Annotated in this window: 19 protein-coding genes (1 of these 19 cut by a window edge); 2 read left to right on the top strand and 17 right to left on the bottom strand. The window is 69.8% G+C overall.

From position 1 onward, the window contains the following. Position 1 precedes the first annotated feature (1 nt). On the top strand, positions 2–1,834 hold the full coding sequence (eccA, locus tag ACWESM_RS15475; protein ID WP_364430858.1) for a type VII secretion AAA-ATPase EccA: 1,833 nt from the start codon (positions 2–4) through the stop codon (positions 1,832–1,834). Positions 1,835–1,859: 25 nt separating this feature from the next. Here the strand turns inward: eccA and eccB are convergent, their stop codons facing one another. Continuing rightward, a complete protein-coding gene (eccB, locus tag ACWESM_RS15470; RefSeq protein ID WP_452492263.1) occupies positions 1,860–3,368 on the bottom strand; it encodes a type VII secretion protein EccB in 1,509 nt (502 codons plus the stop codon). Between the two features lie 265 nt (positions 3,369–3,633). Here eccB and eccE point away from each other — a divergent pair, with 265 nt between their 5' ends. Beyond that, positions 3,634–5,286, top strand: a complete 1,653-nt coding sequence (gene eccE / locus ACWESM_RS15465) for a type VII secretion protein EccE (RefSeq protein WP_364430852.1) — start codon at positions 3,634–3,636, stop codon at positions 5,284–5,286. 68 nt (positions 5,287–5,354) lie between these two features. Here the strand turns inward: eccE and ACWESM_RS15460 are convergent, their stop codons facing one another. The 16 genes from ACWESM_RS15460 to ACWESM_RS15385 all read right to left on the bottom strand — a co-directional run. Beyond that, positions 5,355–5,648, bottom strand: coding sequence for a WXG100 family type VII secretion target (locus ACWESM_RS15460; RefSeq protein ID WP_356964767.1), 294 nt, complete (start codon positions 5,646–5,648; stop codon positions 5,355–5,357). Between the two features lie 59 nt (positions 5,649–5,707). Beyond that, positions 5,708–6,016, bottom strand: coding sequence for a WXG100 family type VII secretion target (locus ACWESM_RS15455; RefSeq protein WP_355076182.1), 309 nt, complete (start codon positions 6,014–6,016; stop codon positions 5,708–5,710). Positions 6,017–6,078: 62 nt separating this feature from the next. Then, on the bottom strand, positions 6,079–6,870 hold the full coding sequence (locus ACWESM_RS15450; RefSeq protein WP_452492261.1) for an ESX secretion-associated protein EspG: 792 nt from the start codon (positions 6,868–6,870) through the stop codon (positions 6,079–6,081). Further along, positions 6,867–7,868: a PPE domain-containing protein gene (locus ACWESM_RS15445; protein ID WP_452492259.1), complete on the bottom strand. Its 1,002-nt coding sequence runs from the start codon at positions 7,866–7,868 to the stop codon at positions 6,867–6,869. Before ACWESM_RS15445 ends, ACWESM_RS15450 begins: the two co-directional genes overlap by 4 nt. Positions 7,869–7,902: 34 nt before the next feature. After that, positions 7,903–8,244 (bottom strand): PE family protein, encoded by a 342-nt coding sequence (locus tag ACWESM_RS15440; RefSeq protein ID WP_355076176.1) that lies wholly within the window; start codon positions 8,242–8,244, stop codon positions 7,903–7,905. Between the two features lie 32 nt (positions 8,245–8,276). After that, positions 8,277–9,665 (bottom strand): hypothetical protein, encoded by a 1,389-nt coding sequence (locus ACWESM_RS15435; RefSeq protein ID WP_452492257.1) that lies wholly within the window; start codon positions 9,663–9,665, stop codon positions 8,277–8,279. Then, positions 9,662–9,979 carry a type VII secretion target gene (locus ACWESM_RS15430; RefSeq protein WP_039795829.1) on the bottom strand — a complete coding sequence of 106 codons (318 nt, stop codon included), beginning with the start codon at positions 9,977–9,979 and terminating at the stop codon, positions 9,662–9,664. The genes ACWESM_RS15435 and ACWESM_RS15430 overlap by 4 nt, the downstream gene beginning before the upstream one ends. A gap of 99 nt (positions 9,980–10,078) precedes the next feature. Further along, positions 10,079–10,366, bottom strand: a complete 288-nt coding sequence (locus ACWESM_RS15425) for a YbaB/EbfC family nucleoid-associated protein (protein ID WP_355076170.1) — start codon at positions 10,364–10,366, stop codon at positions 10,079–10,081. 38 nt (positions 10,367–10,404) lie between these two features. After that, positions 10,405–10,761 carry a hypothetical protein gene (locus ACWESM_RS15420; protein WP_364430834.1) on the bottom strand — a complete coding sequence of 119 codons (357 nt, stop codon included), beginning with the start codon at positions 10,759–10,761 and terminating at the stop codon, positions 10,405–10,407. Between the two features lie 55 nt (positions 10,762–10,816). Then, positions 10,817–11,590 (bottom strand): ESX secretion-associated protein EspG, encoded by a 774-nt coding sequence (locus ACWESM_RS15415; protein WP_355076166.1) that lies wholly within the window; start codon positions 11,588–11,590, stop codon positions 10,817–10,819. Then, positions 11,587–13,443, bottom strand: coding sequence for a hypothetical protein (locus ACWESM_RS15410; protein ID WP_452492254.1), 1,857 nt, complete (start codon positions 13,441–13,443; stop codon positions 11,587–11,589). The genes ACWESM_RS15415 and ACWESM_RS15410 overlap by 4 nt, the downstream gene beginning before the upstream one ends. A gap of 473 nt (positions 13,444–13,916) precedes the next feature. Continuing rightward, positions 13,917–15,515 (bottom strand): hypothetical protein, encoded by a 1,599-nt coding sequence (locus ACWESM_RS15405; protein ID WP_452492252.1) that lies wholly within the window; start codon positions 15,513–15,515, stop codon positions 13,917–13,919. Positions 15,516–15,620: 105 nt separating this feature from the next. After that, entirely contained in the window at positions 15,621–16,064 is a 444-nt protein-coding gene (locus tag ACWESM_RS15400) for a TY-Chap domain-containing protein (protein WP_452492250.1), read from the bottom strand. Next, positions 16,061–16,552 (bottom strand): DUF6301 family protein, encoded by a 492-nt coding sequence (locus tag ACWESM_RS15395; protein WP_364430821.1) that lies wholly within the window; start codon positions 16,550–16,552, stop codon positions 16,061–16,063. Before ACWESM_RS15395 ends, ACWESM_RS15400 begins: the two co-directional genes overlap by 4 nt. Positions 16,553–16,581: 29 nt before the next feature. Continuing rightward, on the bottom strand, positions 16,582–16,866 hold the full coding sequence (locus ACWESM_RS15390; RefSeq protein WP_039795825.1) for a hypothetical protein: 285 nt from the start codon (positions 16,864–16,866) through the stop codon (positions 16,582–16,584). 45 nt (positions 16,867–16,911) lie between these two features. Beyond that, positions 16,912–24,758, bottom strand: partial view of a WXG100-like domain-containing protein gene (locus tag ACWESM_RS15385; RefSeq protein ID WP_452492248.1) — the final stretch only. It continues 25,189 nt past the right edge of the window; only the last 7,847 of its 33,036 coding nucleotides appear in the window; the start codon falls outside the window, past its right edge — the gene reads right to left on this strand; its stop codon occupies positions 16,912–16,914.

The following is a 24,758-nucleotide window of genomic DNA, read 5'->3' as shown; positions in this document are numbered from 1 at the left end:
AATGACCGGCAACCGTCAAGCACAACGCGCATTCGATGCCGGAATCCTGTCGCTCGGATTGTCCATCGAGGGGCAAGAATCCGCACGTGATCTCGACTACGCGAAACTGGCTTTTCAACGCGCCACGGAGTGGGATCCCACGATGTGCGACGCGTGGCTCGGGCGCGCCGCCGCGGGCGAACTGACCAAGGACGTTCTGTTCAATCTGCACAAGACCAGCGCGAGCACGCTCTACCGCGAGCAGCGCAGGCTCGGATTGCGTCCACGCGAACTCGCGGGCCGCTTCCTGCCAGGTCTGTACATCGACTACCCGCTGGCCAACCACACCGAGGTCACGCTGGCCTGGGCGGCACAGCTGATCGCCGACAAGGAGTACGACGAGGCCGAGCGGGTGCTCGACGAACTCGACACGTTCCGCGGTGGACAGCTGAGCAACCCCGAAGGCGAGATCGACAGCCGCATCTGCGCGTATGTCCGTGGCGTACTGCACTACAACACCCAGCGCTGGCCCGATGTGATGGCGGTGCTCGCCGGTTCGGCGGACTGGGAGGATCCGTACCTGGCGGCGGGCGCGCACGTCATGGTCGGCACCGCGTGCGCCCAGCTCGGCTTGTTCGGCGAGGCGATCCGGCGGATGCAGCAGGCCGAGGCGGGCCCGATCCCGGCGGCGCGGTCGACCGCGATGTTCTGCCGCGGCTTGTGCCTGCGGGAATCGGGCAACGAGGAGGAAGCCCAAGCCCTGTTCGAGAAGGTGTACTCGCAGGCACCGGATTTCGAGGCGAACGCGGCCGCGATGCGTGACCGCACCTACCGGATCACCGTCACCAGCCGCGAGGTGATCGATGCGCGCACCGACAAGTGGGACCCGGCGTCCTCGCCGTCGATGGAGCAGATGGAACAGGCCGAGAGCCAGGACCGGGCGAAGAAGATCCTGGTCGAGGCCAGAGCCGAACTGGACTCGCAGATCGGCTTGGCCTCGGTGAAAACCCAGGTGGCGAAGCTCCAGTCGTCGGCGCAACTGGCGAAGATCCGGGCCGAGAAGGGCTTGGCGAGTCAGCCGCGCGGCCAGCACCTGGCCTTCACCGGACCGCCCGGCACCGGTAAGACGACCATCGCGCGGGTGGTCGCGAAGATCTACTGCGGCGTCGGCCTGTTGAAGACCGACAAGGTGGTCGAGGCCAAGCGCGTCGACTTCGTCAGCCAGAACCTGGGCGGCACCGCGATCAAGACCGAGAAGCTGATCGACACCGCCATGGACGGCGTGCTGTTCATCGACGAGGCGTACACGCTGATCCAGACCGGTCTGCAAGGCGGCGACGCGTTCGGCCGGGAAGCGGTGGACACGCTGCTGGCGCGCATGGAGAACGACCGTGATCGTCTCGTGGTGATCATCGCGGGCTACGACGGCGAGATCGACCGGCTGCTCACCGCCAACGACGGCCTGGCCTCGCGCTTTTCGAAGCGGTTGCAGTTCCCGTCCTACACGGCGGACGAACTGGGGCAGATCGGCCAGGTGATCGCCAGGAAACGCGATTCGGATCTGTCCGAAGAAGCGCTCGAGCAGCTGGTCCGGGCCTGCGAGCGCCTGTACGCGATGCAGAGCACCGACCAGAGCGGTCAGCCGCGCCGCGGCGTCGACCTCGCAGGCAACGGTCGGTTCGTCCGCAACGTGATCGAAGCGGCCGAGGAAGAGCGCGAATTCCGGCTGGCCAACGACGAATCGCTGGACCTGACCGACATCGATGAGGCGGTGCTGCGCCGCATCGAGGCGTCGGACATGGAGCTGGCCTTGTCCAGCCTCCTCACCTCGCTGAACGTCGGCTGGACGGACTGAGTCCGGTCGGGCGGCCCGGCGAGCGCTATTTCGTGGGCAGCGAATCGTGGCTGACCAGCGCTTCTCGCGCCGACAGCGTGGGCCCGGGGACCATCTGGCCGACGATCGCCCATGGCGCGAGGCGCGGGGGGCCGCCCAGTCCGAGCACGTTCGCGGTGGCCGCGTCCGGAATGCCGTAGCGCACGCCGGTATCGGCGATGTAGAACAGGCTGTCGCGGCGCGGGCTACCCGGTTCCATGCCGGTCACCTGCACGAACTCCCCTGAACCCGGCGGGATGTAGGCCGCGTCGACCCGGTCGCCCGCGCCGTCGGAGGTGGACACCTCGACGGGTTTCGCGGACTCCGCGATCGGCAAGCGGGTGCCGACCAGCAGGCTGACCGCCGCGCGCTCGCCGGGGCCGTCACCCGTGTTGTCCTGGCCCTGCCCCGGAGCGGCGCCCGGCGACTTCGCCCAGGCCACACAGGCGACGGGCGCGTCCTCGGCGGGCAGAATCCTCGGGGCACGCACCGGGAAGTCGTCGACCGGCAGTCGCCGGACCACCGGAACCCGTTCCAGCACATCGGGAGGCATGGTCGCGATCTCCCGCATGCCGTGCGAATCGGCGTACCTGATCACCTGCGCGGTGAACGGCGACACCGGCTGCAAACCGTCGGCGAGCACGACGTACAGCGCGGCACCGCCGTCCGGCCCCACGCCGGACACCGAGATGACGCCGCCGACCGGGATCTCCGACAGCGGGCCCGGCCCCCGCTCCCCCGCCCGGGGGATCTGCGGCGGAGCCAGCGCGGGAACCTGCGTCGTCGCGCCGAGCAACCCGGTGCCGACCGGACGGGGCCGCTGGGCGCGCAGGTCCAATGCCCTGGCCATCACCGAATTGGCCGGGTCCACCTCGGCGCGTTTGCCGTCGTAGACCAGGTAGGTCTTGTTGTCGCGCCGGACGAGCAGCGCCTCGTCGTGATTCGAGGTCCGGATGCGGTCCGCGAGCGCGGGGTGGCCTGCGATCACCGTCGTCGTGCCGCCCGATGATGCGGCGGCGCTACCGCCTTCGGACAACGGAATGGTCTCGCACAGCGACCACTCCGAGTTCTTGCCCTGCGTGGAACCGGGCAGCGCGCTCGGCGCTCCCGGAATGCCGAGCAGCGGCCCACGCGGCAGATCGCCGAGCTTGTCGTCCTTCACCGCGTGCGGCTCGGCGTCGGCGCCGGTGATCAACCGCGCGGACGCGAGATTCAGCACCGGGTGCAGGATCTTGTTGCCGTCCTGGCCCTGTACCACCACGTACAGCGCGCCGCTCTGCTTCCCGGAGACGATCACGGCGTCGCCGATCGCGCCCTGCGGACGCAGGAAGGCCAGGATCGCGGCGCCCGCCACCACGAGTACGCCGAGCACCGCGCCGACGAGCAGCGAGCGGATCTGCGAACGCATCGGATCGTGCAACATGCGCACGTCGCGACGGACCAGCGCGTGATCGAGCCTGCGCAACAGGAATCGGTATCCATTGACCTGAGCGCGGGTGGTCAGCTGTGCAGGCACATGGTCTCCATCGAGCTATCGATCACCATTCTCTTCGACACGGTACCGTAATTCACCGACGGCCCTGAACCGATGGAATCCGAAGCCGATCAACGGCGGCCGTACCGAGGCGAAGCAGGGACAAACAACTGTGCACGAAACGATGAACGGCGAGGCAACCGATAGTGAAATAACGGATGCGCCTGCGCCGACAAATCAACGCCGATCGGACTATGACACACTGCGCGATCCGGAATTCTGGTTGTTTCGCATTTTTCCCTTGCGCGTGACAGTTCCCGTCTCGATATCGGCCGCCGCGGTCGCGTGGATCGTTCTCGCCGTCAGCCATTCGATCTGGGGTGCGATCGCCGCGGGCGCGGTGGTCGCGCTGGCCGGTCTCGCGCCGCTGCGCGGCCACACGCCCGCCGAACGCCTCGGTAGCGCGATCGCCCGCAGACGTCCCGGACTGCGCCCGGCCGAACGCCTCACACAGGCTCCCGCCCTCGACGTTGCGCTCGCCGAGGGCGGCGGTTACGGCGTGCGCTGGGACGGCGATCTGCTGCTCACCATGCTCCGGATCGATCCGCCGCCGGACACGCTGACGCTGCTGGACCGTGGTTCGCTCAGCACCGACCAACTGCTCCCGCTCGCCGAGATCGCCCGCTGCCTCGATCAATTCGATCTGACCCTGGCCGGCATCGACGTGGTGAGCACGGGCGCGCGCACGGCGGGCACCGGCGTGGCCGCGCAACTCTACGACCGCATCCTCGGCCCCCTGCCCGCCATCGCGCACCGCACTTGCTGGCTGGTGCTGCGGATGGATCCGCTGGCCAACGCCGAGGCGGTCGACAATCGCGGCGGCGGTGGCAGCGGCGCGCTGCGCACCGCGATCATCGCCACCCGCCGGGTCGCCAACCGGCTCGCCGCACACGACATCGCCGCGTCCGTGCTGACCGCCACCGAGATGAACACAGCCGTGCGCCAGCTCACCCACGGCTTCGACGTCGACCAACTCGCCGAGTCCCCGAAAACGTTGGAGTACCAAGGCCGTTACCTCACCCAGTACCAGATCGCGGCCGACATGATCGGCCCACGCGGACTGGCCGACATCTGGGCGGTGCCCAGCTTGTCCACCACGGTTACGTTGCGCCTGCGGCCGGGAGCGGGCCGCCACGATCGGCACACCGATTTCGCCGACACCGTTGTGCTCAACGCCGTCGTCCGCTTCGACACCGTCGCACCGCCCGAGCAACCACCCCTGCCAGGGTTGCGCGAGCTGATCGGCAACCAGCTGCGGATCCTGTTGGACACCTTGCCCATCGGTTACGCAGGCCGTTGGGGCAGCGACATCGCCTATCGCGGCACGCTGGCCGCGCTCACCGAGTTCGCGGTGCCGACGGCGGGCTGCGGCCAGCTCATCGGCGCCGACGAGCGCGGGCAGGGCATCGCGGTGCCGTTGATCGGCGAGGGCACCAGGCACCTGGAGGTGATCGGCAACCTGGATCTCGCTCAGCAGGTGATCCTGCGCGCCACCGCGCTCGGCGCGCATGCCATCGTGCACACCGCCCGGCCCGAGGCGTGGCACACCATGGTGGCGAATCTCGGTGCACCGCATGTGCTCTCGATCGCTCCGCGGGCCGCGGGCGCCAGCTACCATCCCCCCGCTCCCCCGCCGCCTCCCGCCGCTCCCTATCCGAGCACGACGGTGCTGGTGTTCGACGGAATCCCGCCGATCGCCCACGCGGGCGGCGCGACGATCGTGCACGTACGGCGGCCGGACGATACCGGCAGGTCGGTCGACGCGGACGTCACGCTCATCCAGGATCCGGACGCGCCCAATCGGATCACGGTGCGCACCGCCGCGCGCAGCGCGACCGTGCTGATGGTCACCACACCGGACGAGATGCACTACATCGGCGAGTCGCTCGCGGCCCGCTGACCGCACACGAAACGGCCGGCTGGAACCCTTACCGTTCCAGCCGGCCGCTGTTCGTCGCTACCCCGCGATCAGAAGGCGGCGAAACCGTCGCCGACCTTGCCGTCGGCCTCGATGGCGCGGTTCAGCGCGTTCTCCACCTTGACGCCCAGGTTGTCCAGCTTCTGGAGGGTGTCCTCCAGCTCGCCGGTCAGATCCTTGTGCGCCTTGGTGAAGTTCGCGACCGCCTGCTCACCCTGCAGGTTCTGCTGGAACGCGGCGGCGGCGCCGTTGAGTTCGTCGATCTGCGCCTTCATGTTGGAACCGTACTGGTTCAGGTCACTGACCATCTCGGTGATGGCCGGGGAGTTGTACTTGATGGTCATGGTTGTCTCCTTCTGCTGAGAGGTTGGGGATCCGGCTGGACGGCATCACCGTCCAGCGGTCACGCCAGACCGGCCTGGTCGGAGCCGACGATGGTGTTCTTGCCGGAGGTCACGGCCTGCGAGAGCCGGTCCAGCTTGCCGTTGAGCGCGGTGACCTCGTCGTGCCAGTCGTGGGCCGCGGTGTTGAACTCGCGGTGGGCGTCGCCCTGCCAGCCGCGCGCGACGGCCTGCACCGACTCGTCGATCTGGTTGATCGAGGTGCGCAGCGTCGAGATCGAGTCCTCCATGCGGCTGACGACGCTGTCGATGCCGCCTGCTTCGACACCGTAGGTGTTCCCCGAGCCGTCGCCGAGAGATGTGTAAGCCATTTCGTTGATCCTTTCGTCAGAACTTGTATGGGTGCGGAGATCCGGACGATCTCACCGAGCAGCTACTGAGGCAGCCACCTCCCCCCGGGCAGCCCTTCCAGCAACGTGGCGACCGCCTGAGTCACCCGGTGGTCGGTGCCCGTCGTGACCGTCGACCAGAGCTGCTGATCCGGCGCGACCATCGGGGCGACGACGATGCGGCCGCGGCCGGTGTCGTACACCACCACCGCGCCGGGCGCCCGTCTGGTCAGCCCGTCTCGATGGGCGTATGCCACGATCTCGGCGTAGGCGCGGCAGGAGCCGAAGGCGAGGCCGAGCACGGCGGCGTCGCGCTCACCGACGCCAAGGGCGTACACCGCGTCGGCGTAGTCGCCGGAGCCCCCGGCCGCGTCCATCCGGTCGGCCAATTCGCTCGCGAGCGCGCTGAATCCGGCGATCCGTGCGGGTTCGCACGAGCCGAGCGCGGCCAGCAGCGGACGAGTCAGTGCGGCGTCCGAGCCGTCGGCCCAGATCGACGTCACCTCGAAGCTGTCGCCCGAGCGGACGGCGAGCGCGTGCTGTTCGCCCCGGCGCGCCAGGCAGAAGCGGCGAGCGCCGTCCTCGGTGTATACGCGGGCGACGAGTTCGCGGTCCGGCTGCGCCAGGACGAACAGCGCACCGGCCAGGTCGGATTCGACTTCGCCCTCGGCGTCGAGCAGGCCGTCACCGATCAGGCCGGACAGCGCACGCTCCCGCGCGGCGCGATACTCCTCGATCGAATCCTGTTGCGGCCCAACGGAAAGCACCAGCGGCAAGGTTTGCACACCGAGCCGCTCGGCGACGACGAGCAGCGCGTCGTTCGTCAGCGACGTCACGGCGCACCTCCCGTCTGGGCACCGGCCTCGCTCGGCGCGACGGCGTGCGTCGCGGGTTCGGCGCCGCCGAGCACCGCGGGCGCGGCTTGGATGCCACCTTCGAAGCCGATCTGATCGCTCGTCTCCGTGGGAAGTCCGGCGCGTGGGAATCGTGCCGCGTCTTGTGCGAGCCCGGCTTGCCCCAGCGCACCGGGAACGAGCGGAGCGGGCTGCCCACCCGCGTTCACCGTGGCCGGGGCGGCGCGCGGGACGACCTCGGCCGTGGCGGCCGACTGCGCGTACACCGGCGCCTGGTACGCGGTGGGCACCCGCGGCATCGCCGGGATGGGCACCGTCCCGATCGGCATCGCACCGATCGGCGCCGCACCGCGCGGCATCGTGGCCGAATTCGCGGCCTCGGCCGATCCCGCGGCCTGTTCGGCGGCCAGCGCCTGCTCCGGCGCCACGACGGGCGGTTGCTGGTGCTGCCACGGCAAGGCCAGTGGTTCGGTGGCCATCTCGTAGTTCCGCATGACCCGCGAGGCCATCGCCCTCGCCGCGTCCTGCTCGGCGTCGGTGTCCGCCGCGATCGCGCGGATCGGCGTACCGAGCATCCCGGTCACCGACTCCAGCATTCGTTGCACCTGCTGAAGGGTTTCCAGATCGGCGGTGTTCGGCATCGCCAGCCGGGCGATCTCGTACGCGGCGACCTGGGCCTGGAACCGCGCGGCGTTGGCCGCCGCAGCGGCGGCGGCGTCGACCAGCCAATCCCGCAGAGTCGTGATCTGTTGCAGCACTTCGTCGCTGCGTCCTGACTGCCAGGACCCGCGCACGTCCGCGAGAACCTTCTCGTACTCGACCACAGCGGCGCCGAACGACGCGGCGAGGCGCGACCACGCGGCGACGGCCTCGGCCATCGGCACGGCGCCCGGCCCCGTGGTGAGCTCGCGCGCGAGCCGCTCGGGCGGGCGCGCGGTCCACACCACGCCGGTGAAACCTGGCTGCGGTGGTTCGATCATTGCCGCGGAAGACCTTTCGGTTGCTCGGCGACGGTCAGGCCGACCGGCCGCCCGTGGTGTCGAAATCGGCCGTGTTGGCCGATTCCATGCCGTCGAACTGGTTCGAGTGCAGCCGCAACGTGGCCGCCAGCTTGCGCAGTTCGTGCACGCTGGCCTGCGCGCCGGCCAGGTACGACGACGCCACGTCGTTCGCGGTCTGCGCGGCCCGGCCGGACACCTCGTCGGCGCCGGCGGGTACGACGGTCAGCGCTTCCTCCGCGGAGCGCAGATCCGACGCCAACCGGTCGGCCAGCGCGTCCAGCCCGGACGACGCCTTGGCCGCCGTGACCGAGTCGAATCGCACGCTGTCGTACACCTGACCCCGCCCGTCACTCATAAGACCCTCCTGTGTACTGCTCGGCACTCGCGTCAGAGCGTGAGTTCCTTATCCGGCGGTGGTTCCGATGTCGCGTCGGCCGCGCCGACCACCGGCAGCGAGACCCCCTCGATCCGGCCGACCACTTCGTCGCCGTGCTGACCGGTGACCATCTGGCCGCGCAGCGCGTCGGTGGTCGATTCGCCGTCGCGGGCCAGGCCCGCTCCCGCCATGCCCGCGCCGCCCATCGGCATGTATCCGGCCCCGGTTCCGGTCCCCGCCGCGGCGCTACCCGCGACGGTGGTCGACACCTCGGACGACGTTCCGGTACCAGCGGCGCTCGCACCGCCGATGCTGCCGAGCGACCCACCGGCCACCCGGGTCCCCGGCCAGGGGTTCAGCGGGGCGGCAGCCGCGGCGATAGCACCCGGGACGCCACCGCCGACGCCACCCGCGCCGCCTGCGTGCTCGCCTTCCTCGCCTTCCTTGCCTTCTTTGCCTTCCTCGGGTTCACCCGCGCCTTCGTGCGCGCCGGGGGCGCTGATCGGTTTCGGCGCCGGCAGCGAAGGATTGGCGGCCGCCAACTGCCCGAGCGACTGCGCTACCTGACCGGCCGTGCTGATCAGCGGCGTGATCATGCTCATCAGCTGGGTCAGCTGTTCGGTCGACTTCACTCCCGTCGGCGCGTTCGTGATCGGCACCTTCTGACCGGCCTGCGTCATGCTCGCACTGTGGCCGACCATCTCCGCCTTGGTCTTGGCGGTGATCGCCAGCGCCTCGGTCATCGCCTCGATCGCGGACGCGACGAGGAAACCCTGCCCGCCCGGCGATGCCGCGAGCAGCGGCGCGAAGGCCATGGTGGTGGAGAACTTCGCCAGCACCACCGACATCAGGCCCGCGCCGGTGAAGACGCTGCCCGCCGCGCTGCCGAGCACCGACTTCTCCTGGGTGCTCTGCGCCGCGAGCTCGTTCGCGTCGGTCTGCGCCGCACCGGCCTTCTTCGCCGCCTCCATCGCCGCCATGCCCTGCCAGACCGACATCAAGGTCTGCACCAGCGACGAGCCGACCTGCATCACCGTCTGCATCACGGTGGACACGTTCTGCAGCAACTGCGTCGGGTCGGCCGGAGGCGCGGGCGCGGCGGTGGCACCGGCCTGTGCGGGCGCGGGCGCGGGCGCGCCGAGTCGACCGGTGCCGAACGCGGAGGCGAGATCGGTCAACGGGCGCATGAGCGCGCCGAGATCGATCGTCGGCAGCGGCGGCAGCTCCGGCAGCTGCACGAAGGCAGGCATCTCCGGCAGATTCGGTAAACCCATGCTGCGCAAGACGTCGTTCACCGGCATGTCGAGCATGGGCGCGAGAGCGCTGCCCCGCAGCAATTCCAGGATTGTGGGATCCAGCGGATCGGCGCCGGGTGGCGGAATGGCTCCCGGCGTGGTCATGACCGCGTGCGGATGGCTCCGATGGCCGCGCCCGACGCGGTGTCCGTGCCCTCGTAGGTGGCGGCGGCCTGATGCGCCGTCAACGCCGTACCCGCGTGCACGGCGGCGAGCTGCGCCACCGACGACAGGTGGTTGGCCTGGGCGAAAGCGTACGAGGCAAGGAACTCTTGGCCGATCAGGCCGAACACCGGGACCACCGCGGCGACCGTCGCGGCTTGGTCGGTCGCGGCGATCGCCCCTACTCCGGCGGCCATGGCCGCCGATTCGCTTCCGTACACACGCAGCGCATCCGGGACTACTTCAATGTGGCTCATGATCATCGTCCAATCCCGAAACATCCCCCGACGTTTCGTATTCAACTTTACCTAGCGAAGACCGCGTATCGCGATCCCGTCGTGGTTAACATCCGGTGACTACCCGGTGGCCTCCTCGTTGAATGCGGTGATAAGTGCGCCGCGCTCCGCAAAAGCCTTGTGCGCGGCCGCTCGCGCGGTGTCGACGACCGTTTTCTCGAACTCGTCCGGTGAAAGTTTCGACACCGCGGCGGAAAAGCTGAGTCCGATCAACGCGGCGTTGCCGTCCACCTCCGCGGTCACCGCGCCGTCGGGCGATGTCTCGGCTACCCGGATCCCATTCATGGCGTCATTGAGATCGGTGAGCCGGTAGAGCTGATTCTGTACCCGAGCGATGAGCTCGTCCATTGTTTCGACCATGCCGACCTCACGAATTCCGTTGCCGCTCAGACCGACCGCAGCCAGCTCTGCGGTTCGATGTCGTACTCTTGCTCGTCGATGATCTCCTGCGTCGCCACCTGCTGTTCGGTGGGCAGCCCGGCCAGCGCCAGCATCTCCGAGGTGAATCCCAGTTGCCGCAATTGCGCCCGCCGCGCCAGGCCCGCGCGGTTCGCCGCCTGTTTGCACAATCGCAGGACCTCGCCCGCCAGCGCCTCCGGGTCGCGGCGCAATTGGTCGGCGTCGACCTTGACGCCCAGCGGCAGACCCATTTCGGTGGTGCGCACCGAAATCGAGCCGGTGAGCGAAGTAGCCACGAATTCGGCAGGAAAATCGCCAGGGTTCCCCTGCTGCGATGCGGTCATCGAAAACCCCTTCGAAGAATCGAGATCGAAAACGGAATGGCGCGCATACGATCGATCACATCCGCTCGTCTTTGATGGCTTGGACGACTTCGGCGATCCGCGCGTTGATCAATTCGGTCAGTCGCCGGACGTCCGCCGCGAGCACTGTCGGCGGGCTGCCCGGCACGATCGCGTAACGCCCGTCGTCGACGAGATCGCGCCAGGCCAGGTGCGCCCGGGTGATACCGCGCGGACCGAATCGCGAATGCCCTTGCTCCACCACGATGGTGCCCACCGTGGCGGCGGGCGCGCGATCGAAGGACTCGCTGCGGCCGGCCGTGCGGTCTTCGACGTCGTTCACCAGGGAGCGGCCATAGGAGTAGTCCAGCCCGTCGCCGCCCGGCTCGATGAGATCGAAGGCGGACCCGCGCCCGGCGTCGACCTTCGGCAATGCCTCGGCCACGCTGTGGCCGAGCGACAGAACGTCGTGTTCGGCGACCGTGAATCCCTCGGTTCGGCGTTCCGTTCCCGGCTTCTGGGTCACCAGGAACGCGCGGTCGCCCTTGCGGCCGGCGAGCATGCGGATGGCGCCCTTCGGGTTCCGCGCGTCACGGCCGTCGATCCCGCGGATCACCAACCGGATGTCGGGAACCGTGAGCACGTCCATCAACTCCTCCAGCGCCCGGCCCCAGCGGGCCTGGATCCGCTGCCACGCTTCGGCTTTCTGCCTGCGCGCGTCGTCGTAATAGGTCGTGCCGCTGAGGTAGAAGAACGGATCCGGCAGGCTCTCCTTCGCCGCGTGCCATGCCGCGGCGAATTCGAGACCGGAGAACTCCCACGTGTCGTTCATTGCTCGACAACGGGTTTCGCTACCACGGGCGCGTCGCCGAGCGCCTCTTCCAGATGCTCGGAGGAATCCAGGTAGTCGGCGCGCTTGTGCTCCTTCTGCTGGCCGCCCTGGGCGGCGCCGGGGCCGCCCATCGGCATGCCGGGGCCGCCCATCATGCCCTGGCCCGCCGCCAGACCCGCGCGCCCGGTGGCCGCCGCTGCGACCGCGTTCGTCGCCCGCGGGAACAACTTCGACGCCTTCTCCAGGTTCTGGTTCGCGGCCGACTTCGGTGCGCCGGGACCTCCCGCCGAACCACCGGGGCCGCCCGCACCCTTCGCCAGGGCCGACTCGAGTTTCTTCGTCGCGTCGGACAGATTCGGCATGCCCGGCAGGCCCGCCAGCGCGGCCTGCTGCGCGGCCTGTTGCGCCGCTTGCTGCGCGGCGCCGGCGGCCTGCTGCCCGATCTGCTGCGCCTGTTGCGCGATCTGCTGGGCGGCCTGCTGCGCCTGTTGCGCCAGCTGCTGGGCGGCCTGCTGGGCGGCTTGCTGCGCGGCCTGCTGTTGCTGTTGCTGTTGTTGTTGCTGCTGCTGTTGCTGTTGCTGCTGTTCGGCGGCGCGGCGCTGAGCGTCCAATTGCGCTTGACGCTGCGCGTCTTCCAGTGCCTTCTGCTGCTGTTCGGCCTGCCGTTGCGCGTTCTGCATCGACGCCAGTTGTGCGGCGCTGGTCCCCGGCCCCGGTGCGGCGCCCGGCCCGGGACCACCCGGCCCTGGCCCCGGCCCCGGCACTTGGCCGGTGGTCGGCGGGATCGGATCCGGCAGTACCGCGATGACCTTGTCGGTCTCCTCTACGCCGGGGACGTAGGCCGCTTGCATCGCCCTGACGTAATTCCGGACCGCGGCCTCTTCCTTCCGCTGCCGGTACGCGTCGTCGGTCTCACCCGAGGTTCGTGTGGGCGGATAGTCGTCACCCTGCTGGAGCAGCACCCCGGTGGTATACAGCCATTCCGACACGTATTCGAGGCTGTCGCCGATCAGCTTCATATTCGTATTCAGCTGATCCGTGCCGGTGCCATAGGCGGTGATCGCTTGGCGCGCTCGGTCCGCACCGCCATTGTTGTTCGGACTCGTCCAGCTCGACCTACTGGTCGTCATCTGGTTGGTGAGGATGTCGAACGTTTCCTTGAGTTCTCCGGCCAGCCACCGCCAATCCGACGCGGCTTGCGCGACCTTGATCGGCATGGTCGGACTGCCCCCGGTGATCGACGAAATGATCGTCTGATACTGGGAATACGTGAAGTTCTCCGGGTCGTCCGCACGCACGCCCCGCGGTTCGAATTTCACATCGCCCGGATCGGCCAGGCTCGTCGGCAATCCGTGGTTCTCCTCGGGCTTTCGGTTCCCGACCTCGTTCCAATCCGGATGCGCGTAGGTGTTTCCGCTGCCGTCGCCCGCGGTGGTCAAACCGGCGGGATCCCAGCGCTTCGAGAGGTTTTCGGTGATTCCCTTGTGTTCGCCCACGCGGCGCTCCAGCGCGGCGAAATCGACCCTGTTGTCTTCCTCGGTGCCTCGGTAGTGCCTGGCCGCCGCGAAGAAGGTATCGGTCAGATCGTCGAGGATGGTGATGTGGTCGTCCAGGATGCTGCCGAGTTCTTTTCCCTTTTCCGAGAAGCGAGAGGCGAGCGCCTGGGCCGATAGCAACACATCGGCGAACGGCGGCAGCGAATCGATCTTGGATAGCTCCTTTTTCACCGAGGCGACGCGGACGCGAACTCCGTTCGCCGCGTTGATCAGAGCTTCGAGTGTGCCGGGCCGCAGCTCCAAGGTGCCGTTCTGTGCCTCGCGGGACAGGCTGCTCCATGGATTCGTCTCAGACATGCCGCGCTCTTTCCGTCTCGACGATTCGGAAGGCTCCCGCACCTGTTGTCATCGCTGGGAAGCGCACTGGATGAGCGCCGACGCCCCCGGAAGATACGATGCCGAAGTCCGATCCCGGAGGCAGAGACTCCGACCCGCACAACTGAATACCTCCCCGACGTGGGCGTCGACGATATGCGCGCCACGGCGCGGCGTCCCGTTCGCCCCCGCGTACGGGATCACTCTCCTGCGCCCGGCAACTCATACGCTGACGACCCTCCTCATCGCTGGCGTGCCGTGAACGGCTGTGCGCCACACGTCAATATGGCAGCCGGTTCTTACGGCAGACCGAATATTGTCTTACGACGCACCAACGATTCTATGGTGAGTCGGTTCGCCGACGCATGTACAGACCCGAATCCTGGTGGCCCCTCCGCGCCGCTCACCGCCCCGGACCAGCCGGTTTCCGCTGCGGCGCAGACGAGACACGAAGATCAGGACGCTCCGACCGCGCCGTGCCGATTCCGGAACCGCCGCTCGAACTCCGCGCGGTAGACCGATGGCGCCACCGAGGACGAAGACCGTTCCAGCACACCGTCATCGGCGATGTAGTAGATCGCCCGGCCGATCGCGATCTCACCCGGCTCGACCGGGACGTACACCATCCACCCCACGCTGATCCGATCGGCGCGCAGGCCCTCCACCGAATAGTTCGCGAGATCGGCCCCGCTGTCCCGGATGAACCGCTCGACCCGGGCGAGCGCGTCCTCTCGCGACATCGGCCCCGGCGCCGTCATGGTCACCCCGGCCATGGTCAGCTGGAAGAAAGCGCCGTCCACGTCGAATCGTTCGTCGTCATCGAAGACACCGGCGAGGGTGTCCCGCGTGACCACACCGGCCTCCGCGGCGGACACCAGCGCGCCGACGGCCGCGCGCCGACGCGCGTTCGCGTCGTCGCCGAGCAGGCTGCCGACGATGTCCACGACCGTCTCCGAGCTCCACACACCCGGCATCGCCTCGGCGAACCGGGCGGGTCCCGGTGACGCACCGCGGTACCAGCGGCCGTTCTCCCACCAGTAGCAGAACGACAGCAGACCGCTGGTGCAGCGGTGGTTCAACACCTGTCCCGCCACCCATTCCGGCGCGCCCGCGTACAGATCGGGCAACTGGAGCCCGTCGTTGTACGCCGCCGCCAGTTCCGGGGCATTCCACACCCCACCGGACAGCACGGCCCGCCCCCCGGGCAGCGCGTACAGCGAACAACCGCTGCGCTTGGCGCCTTCGAACCAGCTCACGGACGGCAGCAACCTCGGGCCCCAAGGCGATTCGGCCGCGACGAACGCCGCGGCGAGCACGGCCCACCGGGCGGCCATGATGGGGAACGGAGGCAGCTCGTCCTCGGACGGCACGGCCCGCACGCCCGCCTCCCGATCCGCCCGCGCCTGCGCCGCCGCCACCTGCGGCGGTCGCGACTGACGGTCACCGTGACCGACGTAGGCGCCGAGCCAGACCGGCAGCGAATCCCGGGGAAACGCCGCGAGATCAGCGAGATAGACCTCCGGCGGGAACAACTGCTCGTCCGGAAACGGCTCGTCGCCGTAGTCGTAGTCGACCTCCATCCGGCCGTCGCTGGTCAGCGTGAAGAGCAAACGCCACCAGGGCCCGTCCTCGAGCCCGGCCGCCAGCTCCCGATGCTCGCGGACCAGCGCCACGATCCCGGGTTCGGGAGTCACCCGCGCGGCGTGCTCTCGATCGTCGGAGTAGACGGCCAGCGCGACCTCCGCGGCCACCGTCAGCGCGAACACCGCGTCGACCCGCCGCCAGCCCTGCGGACCGCCCGCGGCCAGCTCCCGGGCGACCTGGTGCATGAGCGCCTTGGCCCGTTCGGCGACATCTTCGACCGGCGCCGCCTCGGACAGGGTGAAGCCGACATCAGGCTCCTCCGTAGCGACCTCGTGGTCCTCCGTGGACTGGTGGGCTACCGCTTCGGCCGACGCCTCGACCGCGGACGGCGACAGGTGCGGCTCGGCAGCGCCGTGTTCTGGAGCAGCACCGAGCTCGTCGCCGGTCGCCTGGCCGCCTGGTCTGGTCACGTCGCGGAAATCCCCTCATCCACCGCATCGGAGCCGGCGTACACGCCGCGATGCCTGCTCTGCTCGTCGTTCATCCTCATACAGCGCCGGTCCGCGCGGTGCTCGTCACGGCTCCTGCCGCAGGCCCAGTAGCGGCAGGTCGAGCTTGCGATTCCCCGAACGCTCGTTCCACCCCGTATAGGCCAGGGCAGTGGGGGCGTCGATGCCGAACCCGTCGCGCAACCCGGTGACGACCATGTCCGCCAGGCGGCGGTATTCGGTCGTGGGACTCGGCCACGGCAGCTCGGTCCACCAGTTGTTGTGGCTCGTGTCGCGTTCGCGCCAACCCGATTCGGCGATCAGCGCGCGTCCCGCAGCACCCGCGCGCAAGGCGGAGTCGAGCCATTCGTCATCGACCAATTCGGCCTCGAGCGCGTCATCGAGCTGGAGGAACTGGGCGTATCGCCGCCGCGGTCCGGTATCGGACTCGACCAGCTTCACGATGGAACCGGCGCGCAGCGCGGCCAGTTCCACGGCCAGACCAGCGGCGAAATCTCCCCACCCGGTCAACTCTGCTCCTGCTGCTCCAGCTCGACGGCCTGATCGTGCAGTTCGAGCCAGGAATTGGCGGTCGAGGACAGCTGAACCGAGCGGCCCAGGTCCGCCACCACCAGTGTCGTTTCCGGCCCCGCCCAGCGGACCTCCGCCGTGGCGCCAGGAACCCGGGTGGTCGGTTCGCCCAGTGCGCGGGTCAGCGCCGCGACCATCGCCACGAACGCGTCCCTCGACCGTGCCCTTCCGTCCGCGTCGTCCGGGGCGAAATCGGTGACGCGCAGCTTGATGTCGACGATCAGGCCGGCACGTCCGTGAATCTTTCCGCTGGCCATCCCGAATCCGGCGTCCAGCATCGCCCGGTCCGGATGGGCGGTCAGCACTTTCCAGCCGAACGCCTCGGCCAGCCGCGGCACCGCGTCCATCGGCTGGGAGCCGTCCAGCGACCGCAGGCCGGTCGCCAGGTCGACGATCTCGCTGTCGGTCAGCGCGCGCCATTCGGTCATGGGCCCACCTTAGGTCGTGACATCGGTGCTCACCGGGCCGACCGCCGACGATTGATCTCCTCGATCTTGCGGGCCAGCGCCTCCTTCCGCTCGCGAGCGTTGGAGCCGTCGAGCTGGCCCGCGAACGCCGAGCGGGCCGCGTCGACCAGCGCGTCCGGCACGTCGGGATAGGCGCGGGCGATCGCCCACAGCGCGTCCTCGGTCTTCATGTCGAGGCCCGTCTCCGTGCGGATGCCGCCGCCGGTCAGCACGGAGCGGAGCATCTCGTCGAAGTTCTCTCGCAGTTCGTCATCGGTCGGATGGTCGATCCGCATCACTACTCCTCACGTCGATGGTTACCTTGTCGCATCGCCGTCCGGTCATCCGGCGAAGATCTCGGCGCGGCGCACCGGGTCGTCGACCACGGCTCGGACCAGCGCGCCGATATCCATCTCCTCCGGCACCGAGCGATAGGTCAGCTCGCAGAAGACGGCACCGCCGACGGCCACCGCGAACCGGGTGGTGCGCCATCCCACCGTGCCCCATTCGACGCCGACGGGCCCGTCGAGCTCGACCGTGCGGTCACCGACACGAAGGACGAGTCTGCCGTCGTGTCGATAGAACACCACCGAGACTCCACCGAGCTCACCGTAGACGCCGTCGTGCGTGGCCGCCTCGGACGGGTTGGCGCGCAGCGCGCCGGTGATCGGGTCGAACTCCGCGGGTACCCCGAAGCCTGCGAACGGGCGGACGAAGATACCGCGTTCCGGGTCCTGGCCGCGGCGCCCGTTCCCCTGCGGCCCGCGGCCGTTGGTCCGTGCGCCACCGTTCACCGCTGGCGTCATCGGCATGCCGGGCGGCATCGGGGGCATGGGCATACCCGGCGGGACCGTGCCGTCGGGCCGGCCTGGGTCGTTCGTGTTGCCAGGCCAGGTCGGTGAAGTGGGTGGATACGGTGCGGACGGTCCCGCGTATGGCGGTGCGGACGGTCCGGGGGTCGGCATAGTCGGGTATGAGGGTCGGGTCGACGGGTATGGGGGCAGTGTTCCCGGTGGCGTCGACGGATACGGAGGCGTCGGCTGGCCGGGTGTCGGCCCGCCGGGCGGGAAGGGAGGCGTCGACGGGTACGGAGGTTGCGTGGGCGGAACCGTAGGTGTGGGGGGCTCCGTGGGTGTCGGCGGGACCGGCGGCTCCGGGGGTGTCGGCGGTTCCTGGGGTGTCGGCGGAACCGGCGGCTCCGGGGGTGTCGGCGGAACCGGCGGCGTGGGCGGGACCGGCGGCGCGGGTGGTGTCGGCGGCGTGGGCGGAACCGGTGGAGTCGGCGGAACCGGCGGGAGCGGCGGCGTGGGCGGAGTCGGCGGAACCGGCGGTGGTGTCGGCGGAACCGGCGGTGTCGGCGGAACCGGCGGGAGCGGCGGCGTGGGCGGAACCGGCGGGAGCGGCGGAACCGGCGGCGTGGGTGGCTGGGGTGGGTTCGGCGGCTTCGGGGGTTCCGGTTGCGGCATAGGGACGGGCCACCGCTCCACTTCGTTCAGGAACGGCCCCGGCATTTCGAACTCGTAGTCCCTAGGCGGATGCGGAATGTGCGAGCGCAGCGCCCAGTTCGGCGGCATCCGGCGGTAACGCAGCGGCCCCGGGCCCGACGGACCCGCGGGCGGCTCCGAATCACCGTCGCGGTTCGAGCGAGCACCGCCCGACGACTCGTCAGCACCGTCGCGATGAACGCGAGTTCCGCTCTCCGGCGAATCCTCGCCACCGTCACGCTCCCGGCGTGACGTCTCCCCGCCACCGCGAGCAGTCCGGGAACCGGACGCGCCCTCCTGGGAGGAACGATGCGCGGAGCGCTCCGAAGGATGCTCGCGCACAGCGTCTTCGGCTCGCGCGAGCTCGTCCTCGGCATCGATCACACGCCGAGCCGCATCCTCGAGCCGCGCAACCCGCTCCTGCCACGGGCCCTGCTCATCCACCCGCATCGTCCGCCCACGCAGACCATCCAACGCGTCATCCAGCGCATCCCGCGTCAGATCCTCGTCATTCACCGGTAGTCCACGACGCGCATCCGTGAGATCGGCCTGCGCATCAGCCAACTCCCGCTCCGCCGCAGCACGCTGCGCGGACAGACGCGCCCGCTCCGCTTCCGCCTCGGCACGAGCGGACTCTTCCGCTGCCCGCGAAACCGATTCTTCCGGTCCGTCGGGCGAGAGCGGCTCGATGGCTCCAGCGGCCTGCTCGAGTGTCTCGTCCAACCGCGCGAGCCCGTCTTCGGCGTCGAATACGCGGCCGGCCGCACGCTCCAACTCCGTGACTCGGTCCTGCCACGGGCCCTGCTCATCCACCCGCATGGTCCGCCCACGCAGAGCATCCAGCGCGTCATCCAACGCATCCCGCGTCAGATCCTCGTCATTCACCGGCAGTCCGCGACGAGCATCCGCGAGTACGGCTTGTGCGTCAATCAACTCACGGGCGGCCGCAGCACGCTGTGCGGACAGACGCTCGCGCTCGGCATCCGCCTCGGCACGGGCCGATTCCGCTGCCGCGCCTGGGGCTGGTTCTTCTGCTGGGGCGTTCGGCGACCGGTCGGATGGCTGGGGGGTCTGGGCGAGAGCGTCGTCCAGGCGGGCAACCTCCGCTTCGGCGTCGAAGACGTGGCGGGCGGCCTGCTCGAGTCCGGTCAGCCGGTCCTGCCACTGCTGTTGCTCGTCCACTCGCATCGTCCGCGAGCGCAGGTTTTCCAGTGCGTCATCCAGGGCTTGCGGCGTCAGGTCCGCGTCGTCGACCGGCAATCCACGGCGAGCCGCCGCGAGGTCGGCCCGGGCGTCCGCCAATTCCCGCGCCGCCGCGTCCCGCTGGGCGGACAGCCGCGCCCGCTCGGTATCGGCACGTGGGCTTTCGACCGCGTGACCGGTGTCTTGCCCCTCCGGCTGATGCGCTCGGTCGTGCGAGGGCGCCTCGGCTGCTCGATCGGCCTGCGCGAGGGCATCGTCCAAACGGGCCACCTCCGCATCGGCGTCGAAGACACGGCGTGCCGCGTGCTCCAACGCTCCGACCCGCTCCTGCCACGGGCCCTGCTCCTCGACCCGCAACGTGCGCCCACGCAGGTTGTCGAGCGCATCGTCCAACGCATCGCGCGTCAGGTCCTCGTCATTCACCGGAAGACCGCGGCGGGCATCCGAAAGATCGGCCTGCGCGTCCGCCAACTCCCGAACCACCGCGGCGCGCTGCGCGGACAGGCGTTCCACATCGGCGCGGGCGGCGCGTTGAACGAGATCGGAGAGGGCGGCGATGTCGTCGGCGCGCCCGACGACATCGGCGCGCAGCTCGGCCTGCACTTCGGCGAGCTGACCGGGGGTCAGTCGCTCGTTCTGGTCGAGCTTGCCGTCGCGGTAGACCTCGTAGACCTCGGCCCACCGTTCCGGGCCCGCGTCGGTCAGGTCCACTCCGACCAGGCGCGCGAAGTCCCGGCCGGCCCCGCGATCGGGGCCGGGCGCGCTGGTGTCGCCGTCCAGCATGCCGAGCCGGCCAGGAGCCTCGGTGAGGTGGGCGACGTCGCCGATGACCGCCAGCAGGTGGCGAACGGCTTTGTCGTGCACGGGGAACTCGACATCGGACACGCGGGGATCGAGCGCTCGGTCACCGTGGGCGCGCGGGTCGAACACATCGACCGCGGCGAGCGCGTCGGCGTAGTCGGTGAGCGCGTCGACCAGGTCGGGGTGCAGGTTCGGCCGATGTGACTGGTTGGCGATCACCTCGCCCAGCTGCCCGAGACCGGTGATCCGCACTGTTCCCGGCAAGGTGTCGAGGCGCCGGACCAGCCGGTCGTTGGCCGCATCGATCGCGGCCGGGTCGATGCCGCGCAACAGCTTCGCGTATTTGAGCAGCGCCTCGGCCCGTTGCTGCCGCAAGGCGTTGCGAATATCCGGGTCCGCCATCGCCTCGGCCAGGCGCCGCGGTGTCATGTCCGCGGCGTCCAGGCCGAGCCGGTGCGCCAGCACATGCCGCGCGTCGCCGACCTCGTGATAGGTGTCGATGTCCCAGGCGGTGCGCGCGTAGTCGATGATCGCCTCGATCTGTCCCGCGCGAATGGCGTTCTCGTCGCGCAGCACCGCGAGCCGCTCGGCGAGCAGTTCCGGGGAAGCCAGCTCCGCTTCGGTGATGTCGAGGCGCTGTGCGAGTTCACTGATGGCGTCGCCGATCTCCCGTCGCGACAACGGTTCCGGCGCCTCGTCCGCGACAGGAAGCGTGTCGGAGTTCACGACAGCGTCCGGCACGACACGCCAGCCGTCGCCGTCGTCCACCACGGTGACGTCGAGGCTGCGTCCCTCGACCTCGCCGGTGAAGTGACGCACCTGCGTCGCCCCGCCGTCGGCGATCGCGATCCGGTCCGGACGCACGTCGGAGACCAGGTAGTGGACCTCGACGATGCCCTCGTTGACAGCCTCGGCGAGCCTGGGGTGCGCCGCGAGCGCGTCGGCGAGGACGCGGTCGTGGCCGAGCGTGCCGTCCACGACCACCAACCGCATCGGCCCGCCGGGCTCGCCGGGGACCAGACCGAGACCGGTACCGTCTTCCAGCATCGCTCCGCCCCGCGCGAGTACCCGGTCCCGCCCGGCCATGTCGCCGATCAGGCCCGTGAGTTCGTCGGCCGCGGCATCGGCCCGCAGGAACTCGTCGGCGTCGGTGCGGAAGGCGGTCATGCCGCGCGCGTGCTCGCGGATCCGGTCCATCTCGTCGGCGAGCGCGTTCGCGAGCTGATGCGCGTCGAGCGCGTGCAGATCGGTGCCGAGCAGCTGCGCCCACACGGAACGCTCGTCCTTGATCTGGTCGCGGCGCAGCGCATTCTCGAAGAAGGAGCGCAGGCCCTGGTCCTGGCCCGGCTGGTCGGTGTCGTAGAGGTCGCCCCACTCGCGGCTCGGCTCACCGCCGTTGTTGACGCCCTGCCAGTCCAACAGGGTGGGGTTGCCGCCGAAGGCGCGCACTACCTCACCGAGGAAACGGTTCATCGGGTTGGCGTCGAAGAAGCCGACCTCGTCGCTGTACGGGATCCGCTCATGCTCGGCGTTGTACCGGCGGGACGCCTCGGCGAGGCCGGTGAGCGCGCCGATCCGGCGGATCTGCTGATACCGCAGCAGATCGACGACCCGACGGACGTTCTCGGGGGTCGGTTCACCGAGGTCGACGCCCAGCGCAGCGGCCGCGGCCACCAGGGCGTCGGCCAGTTCCTGCCGCCGGACCGTCGCCTCGGACAACTCGTGCAGCCAGTCGGCGAGTTCACCGGTGCTCGCGGGCAGCTCCTCGCCCGACCGCAGGGCCGGTTCCGGTGTGGCGTCGGGCGTCTCGCCGTCGGTCGGCTCCGGCCTGGACTCCGGCGCGGCGATCGCGCGGGCGGCGTCCTCGGCCTGTCGCTTCAGCTCCTCGAGTTCCACCCCGAGTTCCCGGCGCACCAGCTCCGGATCGGCCTCCTCCAGCCAGTACCGGTACTCCTCGCCGTCGCGGGCGACCGGTGTGCCGTACTCGGCCGCCGAGTCGGCGACCCGGGAGGTCAGGCGCTTCAGGAACGGGACGAGTTCCCGCTTGCGCCACATGGTGACGGCTTCTTTGAGGATGCGGACCGGACTGAACTTGGTCTGCATCACCTCGTATTCGTCGCCGGGCGCGGGAGTCGGGTCATAGTGCTTGGTGAGCGGCAGCCCCGCTTCGTGCGCGATCAGCGATTGGCCCGCGCTATCGATGCCGGAGCCGGACGGGTACTTCGGGCTCTCGCCGAGGTATCCCGCCGTCAGTGCCTCCCACAGGCGACGCAGCCGCGACTTCGGCCGCTCCGGTTGCCGCGGTGCGGGCACGTCGGTATCCGCCGGTTCGGGTGCGTCGAGACGTTCGGGCGTCTCCACCCGCCAGCCGCCGTTCTCGTCGGCGACCAGCCGCGCCGGCACGCGCTCACCATCGACCTCGAGGGTGTACCGGCGGGTCTCCCCCGGCTGGGGCTCGGCGCCGGCCTGGCCGCGGGCCGCTTGGACGGCGTCGGCGAGGTCTGCGATGGCTTGCGCGTCGCGGCGCACCGCGGCACGGGCCTGCTCCACCGTCCCGGCCGGATCGCGATCGAGATCGGCCGGATCGATGCGGAGCCGCCGTGCCCAGGCGTCGCGGGTCTCGCGCACCTGCGCGCGCAAGTCCGGATGACGCGTGCCGCGCGCCCGCTCGGTCGCTGCCGCGAGCGCCTCGACCATGCCCGCCTGCAACAGGTTTCGGTAACGCAGGTCGGCGATGGTGGCGCCGAGATGCTCCGGGGACAGGTCGTCCTCGTCGAGGGCGAATCGGCGTGCGAGCCGATCGCGAGTCCGGTCGATCGGTTCAGGACGCGGAGCGCGGGACGACTCGTGCGCATCCCCGGCACGCTCTCGGTTCGCATCATTCGAGTGCGGCTCGGCTGCCCGAGTGACCTGTGCGCGGGCATCGTCCAGCCGAGCGACTTCCGCTTCGGCATCGAAGACACGGCGGGCGGCGCGCTCCAACTCCGTGACACGGTCCTGCCACGGACCTTGTTCGTCCAACCGCAGCGTGCGTCCGCGCAGTCCGTCGAGCGCGTCGTCCAACGCACCCGGCGTCAGGTCCGCGTCGTCGACCGGCAACCCACGGCGGGCCGCCACGAGATCGGCCTGCGCATCGGCCAATTCGCGGACCGCCGCGTCCCGCTGCGCGGACAGACGCTCGGCAACGACACGCGGCAACTGCACACCGTGAGTCGCGTCACGTGCATCCGATTGCTGTGTCCGTTCATTGGTGGTCGCGGCTTGCTCGAGGGCGCGTTCCGACCGAGCGAGTTCCGCGTCGGCGTCGAAGACGCGCCGGGCGGCGCGCTCCAACTCCGTGACGCGGTCCTGCCACGGTCCCTGATCGTCGACACGCGATGTGCGCCCACGCAAGGCTTCGAGCGCATCGTCCAACGCAGCCGGGGTGAGATCCTCGTCGTTCACCGGCAAGCCACGGCGAGCATCGGCGAGATCGGCCCGTGCGTCGGCCAGCTCCCGCGCCGCCGCATCCCGCTGCGCGGTCAGGCGCTCGGTGTCGGCCTCTGGACGAATTTCGGCCGCGGGATCGGCTTCGCGTGCTGCGTCTTCGGCCCGCGCGAGCCCGTCCTCGGCATCGAACACGCGCCGAGCCGCATCCTCGAGTCGCGTGACCCGGTCCTGCCATGGTTGCTGCTCATCCACACGCAACGTGCGGCCGCGCATGCCGTCGAGCGCGTCATCCAATGCGTCCCGTGTCAGATCCTCGTCATCGACCGGAAGACCATGCCGCGCATCCGCGAGACCGGCGCGCGCGTCGGCCAATTCGCGGACCGCCGCGTCCCGTTGCGCGGCCAGGCGTTCCGAGTCGGCGACCGTGCGGCCTGGGTCGGCAGGTGGCAGGGCATCCGGGCTCGTGGCAGCCGCGGGCAGTCGCGGTGGTCGCGGTTGCTCGATCGGCAGGCCCGCGCGGCGCAAGTCGTCCTGTACGTCGCGCAGGCCGTCGTCGGGCGCCTCGGCGAGCCAGAACTGCTCGTCTCCGTAGCGTTCCGCGCTGGTGAGCGGCTCGAAATCGTCCGGGTAGCGCATGCGCGGGCCGTCGGCTTCGTCGAGGAAGCCTCGCGCCCTGGCGATTTCGGCGAGTTCGGCCAGAGCGGCCAGCGGATCGCGCAGCGCGGCGAATCTCTCGTCGAGACCCAATGCCTCGGCGAGCAGGCGAACGTGCTCGGCCTCGGCATCGGTGAGCGGGTCGGCATCGCGCTGATCGGTCCAATCGCGCTGTTGGCGAAGGAATTCGAGCACGTCATGAACGGGATTGCCGGTGCGACGAGCACCATCCGGACGGCCATCGGCCGGTGGCTCGGCATTCGTGGGCGGCGGCCCGGATGGCGGCTCACCATCCGCACCTGCGGCCTCCGCCCGCGGTTCGGCGGTGTCAGGCAGCACAGCGACCGGGCGATCCTGGTCGGCGTCGGCACGCACCGGTTCTTCGGCCTCGACCTCACGTGTAACCGGCTCTGCGCCTGGATCTTCCGATGGCGATTCGGTGTCAGCAGCCCGAGCCGCTTGTGCACGAGCGTATTCGGCCCGCGCCAATTCGTCCTCGGCGTCGAACACGCGCCGCGCGGCACGCTCCAACTCCGCAATCCGCTCGTGCCACGGCCCCTGCTCGTCCACCCGCGATGTGCGGCCACGCAAGGCTTCGAGCGCATCGTCCAACGCAT

The sequence above is a fragment of the Nocardia sp. NPDC003999 genome (genome assembly GCF_053604885.1).
This window is presented reverse-complemented; position numbering and strand designations above follow the sequence as displayed.

What these genes read in the sequence shown, in the direction of transcription:
- ACWESM_RS15445 (WP_452492259.1), bottom strand. Translation starts at nt 7,868, where the DNA reads ATGATCGAACCACCGCAGCCAGGTTTCACCGGCGTGGTGTGGACCGCG.
- ACWESM_RS15425 (WP_355076170.1), bottom strand. Translation starts at nt 10,366, where the DNA reads ATGGACGAGCTCATCGCTCGGGTACAGAATCAGCTCTACCGGCTCACC.
- ACWESM_RS15395 (WP_364430821.1), bottom strand. Translation starts at nt 16,552, where the DNA reads ATGACCGAATGGCGCGCGCTGACCGACAGCGAGATCGTCGACCTGGCG.
- ACWESM_RS15435 (WP_452492257.1), bottom strand. Translation starts at nt 9,665, where the DNA reads ATGACCACGCCGGGAGCCATTCCGCCACCCGGCGCCGATCCGCTGGAT.
- ACWESM_RS15420 (WP_364430834.1), bottom strand. Translation starts at nt 10,761, where the DNA reads ATGACCGCATCGCAGCAGGGGAACCCTGGCGATTTTCCTGCCGAATTC.
- ACWESM_RS15390 (WP_039795825.1), bottom strand. Translation starts at nt 16,866, where the DNA reads ATGCGGATCGACCATCCGACCGATGACGAACTGCGAGAGAACTTCGAC.
- ACWESM_RS15455 (WP_355076182.1), bottom strand. Translation starts at nt 6,016, where the DNA reads ATGGCTTACACATCTCTCGGCGACGGCTCGGGGAACACCTACGGTGTC.
- ACWESM_RS15430 (WP_039795829.1), bottom strand. Translation starts at nt 9,979, where the DNA reads ATGAGCCACATTGAAGTAGTCCCGGATGCGCTGCGTGTGTACGGAAGC.
- ACWESM_RS15460 (WP_356964767.1), bottom strand. Translation starts at nt 5,648, where the DNA reads ATGACCATCAAGTACAACTCCCCGGCCATCACCGAGATGGTCAGTGAC.
- ACWESM_RS15415 (WP_355076166.1), bottom strand. Translation starts at nt 11,590, where the DNA reads ATGAACGACACGTGGGAGTTCTCCGGTCTCGAATTCGCCGCGGCATGG.
- ACWESM_RS15440 (WP_355076176.1), bottom strand. Translation starts at nt 8,244, where the DNA reads ATGAGTGACGGGCGGGGTCAGGTGTACGACAGCGTGCGATTCGACTCG.
- ACWESM_RS15410 (WP_452492254.1), bottom strand. Translation starts at nt 13,443, where the DNA reads ATGTCTGAGACGAATCCATGGAGCAGCCTGTCCCGCGAGGCACAGAAC.
- eccA (WP_364430858.1), top strand. Translation starts at nt 2, where the DNA reads ATGACCGGCAACCGTCAAGCACAACGCGCATTCGATGCCGGAATCCTG.